The 10250-nt window shown below is 41.3% G+C and carries 8 protein-coding genes; 4 read left to right on the top strand and 4 right to left on the bottom strand.

Translation table 11 applies throughout. The features are described from left to right. Window positions 1–264 precede the first annotated feature (264 nt). Window positions 265–726, top strand: a complete 462-nt coding sequence (locus JW841_08685) for a hypothetical protein (protein MBN1961010.1) — start codon at window positions 265–267, stop codon at window positions 724–726. A 74-nt stretch (window positions 727–800) separates the two neighbouring features. Then, complete coding sequence (locus JW841_08680) at window positions 801–1091, top strand: hypothetical protein (GenBank protein ID MBN1961009.1); 291 nt, start codon at window positions 801–803, stop codon at window positions 1089–1091. Window positions 1092–1220: 129 nt separating this feature from the next. On the opposite strand, the gene JW841_08675 is transcribed toward JW841_08680, so the two are convergent. From JW841_08675 to JW841_08660, 4 genes are all read right to left on the bottom strand, one after another. Next, the gene (locus tag JW841_08675; GenBank protein MBN1961008.1) at window positions 1221–1823 is read right to left on the bottom strand and encodes a phospholipase; all 603 of its coding nucleotides are present in this window, start codon (window positions 1821–1823) and stop codon (window positions 1221–1223) included. A 5-nt stretch (window positions 1824–1828) separates the two neighbouring features. Beyond that, a complete protein-coding gene (locus JW841_08670; protein MBN1961007.1) occupies window positions 1829–4369 on the bottom strand; it encodes a TIGR02266 family protein in 2541 nt (846 codons plus the stop codon). Between the two features lie 138 nt (window positions 4370–4507). Next, window positions 4508–5179 carry a hypothetical protein gene (locus tag JW841_08665; protein MBN1961006.1) on the bottom strand — a complete coding sequence of 224 codons (672 nt, stop codon included), beginning with the start codon at window positions 5177–5179 and terminating at the stop codon, window positions 4508–4510. Window positions 5180–5381: 202 nt separating this feature from the next. Next, window positions 5382–7997, bottom strand: coding sequence for a VWA domain-containing protein (locus tag JW841_08660; GenBank protein ID MBN1961005.1), 2616 nt, complete (start codon window positions 7995–7997; stop codon window positions 5382–5384). Window positions 7998–8260: 263 nt separating this feature from the next. Here JW841_08660 and JW841_08655 point away from each other — a divergent pair, with 263 nt between their 5' ends. After that, entirely contained in the window at window positions 8261–8797 is a 537-nt protein-coding gene (locus JW841_08655) for a sigma-70 family RNA polymerase sigma factor (protein MBN1961004.1), read from the top strand. Beyond that, entirely contained in the window at window positions 8794–10227 is a 1434-nt protein-coding gene (locus tag JW841_08650; protein MBN1961003.1) for a hypothetical protein, read from the top strand. The genes JW841_08655 and JW841_08650 overlap by 4 nt, the downstream gene beginning before the upstream one ends. Window positions 10228–10250: the final 23 nt, after the last annotated feature.

Raw genomic sequence — 10250 nt, 5'->3', positions numbered from 1 at the left:
TAGGGAATAGGGAATTTTAAGTGAGAGCTTATTCGAAATCGTCTCTATCATTCTCTCAAGAAAAGCAATTTTTGATCTTGCACCCTTTCGTAAACAATAAAAAAAAGTTGCGTCAATTTTAAACTGTTTTCAGATAAATTGCCTTTTTTAAGGATATAACTTTTTGCTTTAGGATCTTTTTTTACTTACCAATAGAGCAAAATACCGATAAACAATTAAATCATTATTTGAATGCATGAATAGTACTGATTTTAGAGGGTCAAAATGACTGAACCAAAGGTAACGCAATTTAAAGTATGCCAAGACATTGATATAGCGATTGATGGTGATTTTAAGTTCATAGAGGGTAAGGTTAAAGCCAAAGCAGGAACAGAAAAAAAAGAAATAACTAATGATGAAGCGGGATATCTATTGGATTTGGTTGTGGCAAAATGCCCTCATCCTGGCGTAAAAGTCGACAATAAAGGTACCGAAATTCCAGCAAAAGTTGAAAAGGCACAATCATGCTGCGGCGATAATGATACAAACAAAGCTTGCCAACTAATTACCGCCCTGGTTGAACGAGGATATTATAAAGCAGCTTTAAAAATTAGAAATCAATTTTTGCTACAAGGCAACAAGTTACCTCTTAATGCAATAACTGAAAGCATTCTAACAAGTCATTATGAATCTACCATGGCATTGCTTTTTGAAAAAAACCTGAAGAAATTTCTCAGTCGCTGCTAGCAATTTCTGTTTTATGCCAAAATAGTGCCATCACCATAAGAAAAGCTGCAAAAAATCGTCAAGAGCAAATAAAAATGCTCAATCCCCAAGACGAGGCTGCTGCAACTAACTTAATGATATGTATTATGGGCTTAGCAGAAATTGCTCAACAATGCATTGATTATCAAGCACAGCAAAATATTGGCAAAATATACAAAACTCAACAATCTCTAAAACTAGCCAAAGCAAATGTTGAAAAATTTAAGCAAGAGATATCGCAATACCAAGAAGCATTACCTAATCCAGCGGCATTAATTAATGAGGTAGAAGCAACTCTGCAATTAATTGAAACAGCAATTGCATTGTCAATACCTCCTCCAAAATAATACTTCACCAACGCTAACATGTAACTTTAGAGTTTAAGCTTTTATGGCACGCTTTTGGCCATGGTTATTCACCATGGCTTCATTAGCTTTTCATGAAGGATTGTCTGTCTACCAAAAACGACGTTCGTTCTAGCTTTTCCATATCGCCACAACGCTGTGCCGACGTCTTTTTTGCTTTCTTGTTCTTAGTTTTGTGTAAGCTTCTGGTTTACCAATAGGATCTGGACAAACATTGCGCCGCTGGCAATCGGCACACTTTTTACCGGTCCAAATTTCATTAAACATAGCGCAAACGTTATCGATGACGGTAAAATCCTCTGATGTCGTCCCGATTTCAAAATTTCGTCGGTTGTCACTTTTTGCGCCAAGACCTGCACCAGTAAGGTTAGCACTGCCGAGATATAAAAAACCGCCATCAACAATTACACATTTAAAATGAACCCTTGGGCACACTTTAAGCTGTAGTCCTCCTTGCACCAAACCTTGTTGTTTATCAAAAGCAGCTCGAAATGGGCGCGAAGGTAACTCAGCATGCAACAAACGTAACTCAACTTTATTTTGAGCTAACTTAGTAAACACCTCAACAATAGGGACAAATCTATCACTGCCCTTCTCCATTTTTACCATCATTGCTTTTACATTGGCTGTAGCTATCCATACTGACTCGCGAGCATGTAATAATTTATCTTGGATAACTTCAGTATAAAGTTCGTTACCCATTAATAATTTCATGTTAATTACTTTGCTTTCAAGCCTCGCAAACGCAACCAAGGATCAGCATCAAGCACTATTGGTTCATGACCAAATACATCATTAAAAGTATCAGACAGTCCCATCCACAGTGGTTCTTCTGGAGCTACAATTACTGTTAATTCACTACTGTCTACACCGTAGGCGCTTGTGACTAACTCACAGGTTAAAGCTAAGTTCTCACTTAATGTCGCATAAGCTTTATTTGCTAATGATGATGCAATTATTATTGATTGTGCACCAGTGTTTAAACGCCATGGTCCCTGAGGTTTAAAGTGACGCGCTTTACGAGCACTTGTAATTAAAGTGCTTTGCCATGATTCGGCTTTTTCTAGTACTACCGGTGGTAATAATGATGCCCAACTAGAGGCAAGTGCTGCATCGGCACAAACATAGCTAGCCGCTACTGAAGTGGCATTAGCAATGCTTTTAGCATCTGCATCTAACAAAGTTAGACGAGTTTCAAAAGCAAGCACCTCAACCACTAATACCTTGGAAGTTTTAATGGTTGAAACACAATTTAAGATGGTATTAGGCGCAGCAATAACCTCGCAACGACTTAATCCTAAACCGGCTAATCGCCGTAACACTAAACGTTTGGCTGCTGCGCTAGTTGAGCTTGGCATAATTAATCGCGCTTGTTGTGGCATTACTTTAAAAGCACAGGCACTAAGCACTTGCTCGAGTGCGTTATGTATTATTACCCCGCTCGATAAGATAAAATCATGCCAGCGCACCGCCGGAAAGCCACTATCATCGTCTATCAGTTGCAGTCCCAATCGACGAGCTAACACTCGTGCTCGCGAAGCTGGCCACGGTGCCACCAGCCAACTTAGGGGCGATGGCAATTCTATTGCTTTATCACCTGCTCCGGCAAGCACCGCAATACTATCACCATAGTTTGCAAAATCAGCGCCTTTTTGAACCAAAGCGCAACGCCAGCGACTTGAAGCCAAATCACAAATAAGTTCGGCGTCTGCTGCTGATATTGATTCTGTAGCTAGTCGCTCTGCTGTGGTAGGTAGAGTTTGTAGAACTTCACCAACGGGTTGTTCATTTTCATCAACTAAAACAAGCTGCGTGCAGTAATTAATCTGATTTGAAACTGCTTGTAATATAGGCCTATCAATCACTTGGCTTTCAGGTTGTTGTTCTGCATCACCCTCAAAAGATGTTTCTGCTGCTTCTGATCCTATTTCTGATTGTGGTGGTTCTAGTTCCGATTGTGACTCTAGTGCTGGTTCTGGTTGTGATTCGAGTTCTGGTTCTAGTTCTGATTCTGGCTGTGATGCGCTGTCAGTTAATGCACTTGCTGCAGCCTCTGGTTCAAATGAAGTATCATCTATAGCAGTCGATTCTGGTTCTAACTCGGGTTCTTTTTTTAAATCTACTGTTGCTGCATCTTGAGATTCAATAGCTTCTTCATGTTCCGCTGCTGAAGGTAAATTCGATGTGGCTTCAGATTCAGTTATATCTTTTGCTGTGGTTTCTTGTCCTTTTTCTTCTTGTGCGGTTAGTTCAACAACAGATTCTGAGTCAGGTGTTGCTTCGACTACTGATTCGGGTTTTGATTCTAGTTTTAAGTTTGATTCTGGCTCTGGTTTTGGCTCTGGTTCGGACTCTAACTCTAGATTCAAAACTTGCTCTGGCTCTAACTCTGGCTCCGACTCTGATTCGGGTTCTGTTTCTAACTCTGTTTCGGATTCTATTTCTGACCCTGATTCCGGCTCTGTTTCTGGCTCAGGTTTTAAGTCTGGCTCTAGTTCCTGCCCTAATTCTTGATTAAAAACTGTTTCTGCTTTGGTTGCTTCTCTTGTTTCTGTCTCAATATCTTCACCTAATTCTACTTCTATTCCTGGCTCTGATATCTCTTGTTCTTGTTCTACTTCTTCTACTTCTTCTTCTTCTTCTTCTTCTTTAGCTTCTAATTGCGGTGCTTGTGTTTCTGATTCTATATCTAGCTGAGTTTCTGGTTTTGTTTCTAACTCAAATTTAAATTCGGCTGCGCTCTGAATTTCATCTGCTTTTTTGATTTCCTCGCCAAAGCTGCTGCCAAGTAAAGCATCAAGCGCATTAGCTTCATCGTGTTCAAGTTCTGCGGCGCTATGATCAAACGGCGTCGCTGTATAATTGCTGTGCTTTTGAACTGAAGATGATTGACGTTGAGCAGGCTTAGCCCGTTTGGGTGCTAATTTGCCTTCACCATAAATAGTTACTATCAGATTTATTAATTGCTCACTATCAGCATCGAGATCGACAAAATCAACCCCCATACCAGGAGTAGTACCAATCTGCTTAGCTTCTGCTGCTGTACGAACCCAACGAACAATCCCCAAACCACGTAAAATACGCGTACCATTAGCAAGGCGACAATCAAAATGTATACGACTACCAATCGCTGCTGGAACATCTGCGCGAATAAAAATGCCGGTACTAGAAATATTAGGGGCGAAGCGATCAATAAAGGTATCGCGATCAGGGTACTTCATATCGATCTTGATATTTAGATCGACGCGATGTTGTCGCACCGTGGACTTCTGCTCGTCAACCATCGCTATATTTTTTCTTATCGCGTAGTCTGTTTAAATACATCCACTATACACCAAAGTAGTATCATTTAACGTATTGTCCATCTCAAAAAAACTTTAAAACTGAAAATTACCACTTTAATCAACTAAAATATACTGCTGCTGCAATTCTTTTCCTTTACGTTTGATCTTAATCACCACTGGCGATTGAGTTTGTTTTAATGCGTCCATTATTTCTTGTACACTTGAGGTATTCTGCCCGCCAATAGCCATAATAACATCATTATTTTTTGCGCCTAACATAGTAAAAAGGCTTTTTGGCTTAACTCCTCGTAAAGCCACCCCTTGATTTTTGCGGTCAAATGTTAGTTTAGGCACCTGCTTTTTAGCTAAAGCAAAACGCAACTCTTCAATTAGCCACTGACGATTAACGCTATAATTATCACCTTCAACATTTACATTGCCATTGGGTTTTAAACCTAACACTAGAGCAGTTAAAGCCCATGAATTTGTCGTGGGGGCTGGTTTTGCTTTAGCTTTAGGCTCATTTTTCTGGGCTACGACTTTTGCCAATTCACGACTTATTGTTTCAAGTGTTGCTTCGAGATTTTTTTGGCTCTCTTGAACCGAACTAATCTGTTTAGTGACATCTTCGCGCACCTGAGTGCTGCCATCGGCATTTGTTGATTGTTGTTGTTTTAGCGCTGCAAGTTGTTCTTCAAGTGCTGCTACACGCTCTTCTGATACACCACTACAGCTAAGTAACATCCCTGCTAGTAGGCATAATGACCAATGCTGGTTTGCGATCACGATGTCACTCCTTTCTTTAATAGTATTTTACTTGAATCAAAAATCGTAGCAACAAGTTCGTCTATGTTAGATCCACTAGCGGCTAAGAAGCAAAAACTCGGACAAATTCTAGATAAAAAAATCGAGAAGCTGATTATTTAACTCAGCTTCTCGATAAATATATTGTTATTTACGGTTAACCGCTATAACGCATAGCGCTAAATTATTTTGCAGGTTCAACCTCCATCAGCAAATGCCCAATATTTGACCCTTGAGCTTTAGCACCTGTAGCTTTGCCCATAAGAATTTTGCGTAAGCATGCTGCAAACTCTTGGCCGTGTGACTCTTTTATTTGTACCGCAACAATCACGCCATTAGCATCAACCATAATTACGATAGTTAACCGAGTTTTCAGGGTGCACTTACTGTGTTCAAGGGTAATCAGCAGCATACTCTTTAACTCTGCGGCATTCGCTAATGTTTGAACTTTACTACTAACTACTCGCACCGTATGGTTGGCAGATTCTCGTTTATTCTTATCGCGATCAACACTACTACCACTGCCACCTGCTTGTCTTGATTTCACCATATCCATCGTTGAATCATCTGATAAATCAGTGCTTGCTTCCATTTCCATTGGTGCAGATGCAGTTGCTGGTGCCGAAAGTGCCGGTGGTGGAGTGCTCGGCATTGGTGCTTCTGGTCTTTTAGCCGCAAATTTAACTTTTCTGTCTACCCGCTCTTCAGATTTAAGCTTTGTAATATGGCCCCCTCTACCACCGGATAATGCGGCACCCTTGCCTATTGAACCCATACCACCCACTGCTGAATTGCTTACCCCTTCAGGTAATGGCAGTGGTTGGTTAACCTTTTCGGTTATGCCACTTCTATTGACCACTTCTGAATCGATCGCTATAAAAGAAGTAAAACTTGTTAATAAGTTGTAGGATAAGCCCAAATCAGTAATTGCCGCTTCAATTTCGGGGGCGGGATTCATCGCCATTTGATCATCAAGCATTTCTACCCATTTGCGTGCCCAAAGATAACGCAAGGCTGAATTTTCTGGCTTATTTGCTGAACTTGAAACTGCTATATGTTGACGTAAACGTTTACCATTACCGCTAATACCGCGCACTTCAAGCGAGCCACTGCTGCTGCCTGCAAGTTTTCCAAATACAATCAATGGACGGCGGGCAAATAAATCTGGTATTTTCATTGGCGCCATTTCACGCGCATCAATGCCGTTAGCCTGCACCGAAATCGAAGTTAACACCGGAAATTGTATATACTCTTGCAACTTGGCGGCTTGTTCGGCAGCTGCGTCAGGTCGCAGTACAACAAATGGTTCACCCAGACCCGCACGTGCCATTGTTTCGATTAAACCGCGATTAACTGACGAGCCAATCCCAAAAGCAAACAAATTGGCTTCATTAAGACGATCATGCACAATTTTAAAAGCTTTACCTTCAACCCCAACATAGCCATCGGTAACCACCACGACGCTTCGGGCAATATCTGAGCGTCGCTTGGGCACCCCATAGGCAGCTTGCAAACCTGCCAAGAGCTGGGTACCTCCTCCGCCACGCTGACGGTCAATCATAGTCATTGCTTGATTAATATTGTTGCGTGTTGCCGCTAATGAACCTTGTGGATTCATAACCGCTGAGGCACCTGCAAATAATACCACATTGAAATAATCGCTTGGTCGCAAAGCCCCTAATAAATGACGCATTAATTCTTTGGTGGTATTTAGCGGAAAGCCACGCATAGAACCTGAGACATCAAGTAAGAAAATATATTCTCGTGATGGTATCTGCGAATTTGTCGGTCGTACCGGGGGTTCAAGCATCAGCAAGAAAAAACGCTCGTCATCATTTTCGTAAATCAACACCCCGGTTTCAATCTTGTTACCAGCCAAGCGATAGCGCAATACAAAATCTTTATTACCACCGCCAGCCTCAGCTAAGCCAACATCGGCACTAGCTGGTGAGCGATAATCCACGTTAAGCTTATGTGAAGGCGAGTTTATTTCTTTTAATGGGATCCCGGTTTCAAGATGAACTTTTAATGAAAATTTATAAGGCTCTTTTTGGCCTTCAGTTAAGTAGGGGTTTGCAATCCATTTATCTTTTTGGGGGTCTGCACCACCACCAAACCGAGGACCAACCACGGTTGGATAAACAAATTCATAAATAGCATTATCCGGCACTAGCAATTCAGAATAATCAAGTTCAACTTCAATAAGGTCGCGTGGCATAATATTGGCAACATTCATAGTAAACACGTTGGGCCTCTCTTGCTCTAACAGCGAAGCACGTTTGCCTTGACGTTTTGCTTGTTCGTATTCAGCCCTAGCTTTTACTTTTTGCTCAATTTTGGCTTCAATGGTGCGCTCACCAATGCGCATGCGCATGCCGTGTACAGCGGCTCGCGTTGAACCCGGAAATACATAAATTGCTTCAATTGGTCGATCGCCAGCATTCTCAAAAACTTGTCGAACTTTTACCTGGGCAATAACACCAGCAATATTTACTGCAGCGCTTGTTTCTTTTAGGGGCAAACGCTCGGTTTCATCACCATCACTCTTCACCACAAAATATGGCGATAGCGTTTTATCTTCGCCTTTTAGTACACCTTTGGGTTGCGGCAGTGTGATCCGCCGTAGTGTACCTAGTTTTTCTTGGGCATTATTGTAAACCGTAGCTGGGCTAATAGGTTGTTTAACAACTGCTTTTTTTACCTGGGCTTTAGTTGTTACAGGCGCAACACCTCCAACAACCAAAATAAGCAGACTACAAGCAAACAATAAAATGCCAAAAAAATAAGGACGGCGCTGCATGTAACAACCTCCGTTGTTAAAGCTGCCATGTTTAATTCAAAATCATAACAGCACAAATGGTTAACAGCTACTTTGGTCGCATCAGCTGCAAAAAACGGGAACTTTTTAGCTAGAAATCTTCTGTTTATTAAACATAAGAGAAAATCTCAATTTTCTCATTCTGGTTAAGCCAAGTTAAGCCAATATGATTGTTGCTGGCAATTTTGCACTGTTATTGTCTTTTCGCCTAATATAATGATGTATGCTACCATACTAGAACTTACATGCTAGACGAATCTGAAATTGCAGAGCTTTATAAACGTTACGGCCACGCTCTATATCGTCGTGCACTTACACTACTTGGCGATCCCGAAGATGCTCGCGAAATTATGCAAGAAACTTTCTGCCAATTTGTCAATGGGCGCAGCCGTTTTGCTGGTCGCTCAAGCGCGTTCACATATTTATACCGTATTGCGACTAACTTATCGATAGACGCTTTGCGGCGTCGTAAGACCAGAGGTGAACCAGTGCAGGTAGATGAACGCCAAATGCCCAACACCGCGCTAGCATCTCGCTTGGGAGAAAGCACTTTGGCTGCAAGCGAAATAGCCTCGCTAACCCTTGGTCTTGATAGCGAAACTTTGACCATTGCCGTTATGGCCCATGTTGATGGGCTTACCCAAGATGAAATAGCTAGTAGCCTTGATTTATCACGGCGCACTATTGGTAAAAAATTGAAACGATTCTCGTTACATACACAAGATCGTGCTGGCATAACTAAAACTGTTATGGTGCCCGAGCGCCAAGGAGGTCAGCAATGACGGCGCCTAATGAGCACATTCCTGATATACTTTTAGAACGCTATCTGGCTAATGACCTCTCGCCAGCGCGCGCTAAGGTGATCGAACAACAACTAACAGCATCTAAAGTTTTACAAGAGCGTTTAGGCATACTTAAGCAAGAACGCGATGCTTTTCTTATTAATGACCCGCCAGAGTTATTTGCACATCGGGTTGCTGTTAGTGTCGCCACACGCAAACTTAAAAAACAATTATTACTTCGTCTTGGTTATTTTCTTGCACCTGTTGGTGCTGGGGCTTTAGTATTATTTCTTGTTACTTCTCGGCCTGAAACCTTAAAAACACCACAACCAACTACTTTTAATGAAGAAAATGTGCAAATAGCTAAGCCAGTTGTCGAATCAAAAACCCAATCTGATATTATTGAAGTAATCAATGATAAAGTAAAAGAAGGTGATCACAAACTAGCTATTGCTGATGAACAAGAAGCACCGATAACCCAACAAAAACGAAGTCTTGACAAAAGTAAACCCTCGCTCAAACATTCACAACTACAAAAGTCACCCCCAACAGCTACTACGTCTGAAGTATTTAAAGATACGGCTAAGCGCCGAATTTCAGTAGTTGGCAGAAAAACCCAACCATCACGCAATTACGCGCAACCACCAAAAGTATCTATTAAAAATAAAGATAAGGCAGCTGATAGCCGTGTTGTAATAGGTTGGGCCGAGATAGACGATGCTAAGGAGCCAGCACCACTTGCAAAAAATATTGATCGCGAAATGAATAATAAGGCTCTTACAGGAGGGGGCGTGGGCCAAGGCACCTCGACTCATTTAGGTGAATTGCCTTATGAGCGAGCTGATAAGCATAAAAAAGGCGTTTATGCTAAAGCACCTGCAGCAAAACCAGCGCCGCAACCTCAAACTCCGACAGCACCTGTGTCTAAGTGGGCTGAAGAAAAAGCAGACCGTATCGCCTCTAAAAAAGAAGCTCCGCCACTTAAAGAAGCTCAATTAGAAGCTGCACCTGATTTGGATAGTATTAATTCTGAATCGGTAGCAGATATCACTTTAGCGACACCGGCAACCTCTGCCTCTCGTGCTAAAGCACAAGAAAATTTAAAAGAAAACGCAAAAGACAAATACCAAGCAACTATAACTATTGAAGGTGATATCGATAAAGCTAAAGTCAAAAAAATTATTAATACCCATAAAAAAACGCTAATGGAACTTTGGTATGCTGAAATTGCCGAGGAACGACCATTAAACTTTAGCATAACAATTAATACTAATGGGCAAGTTACTGGTGTAAATATTATTAATAAAAATGTATCCAAAAAATTAAAGTCAAAAATTATAGCTAAAATTTTAACCTGGCAGTTCCCATACACTAATGATAACAATCTATCTACTATAAATGTTAAGCTGCAGCCTTCTACAAATTACTAGCTGCCTCTTCTCCTTTTTTTGTA

It is taken from the genome of Deltaproteobacteria bacterium (genome assembly GCA_016931625.1).
Classification (GTDB): Bacteria; Myxococcota; XYA12-FULL-58-9; order XYA12-FULL-58-9; family JAFGEK01; genus JAFGEK01.
The sequence above is the reverse complement of the archived record's forward strand: the minus strand, read 5'-3'. Positions and strand labels throughout refer to the sequence as shown.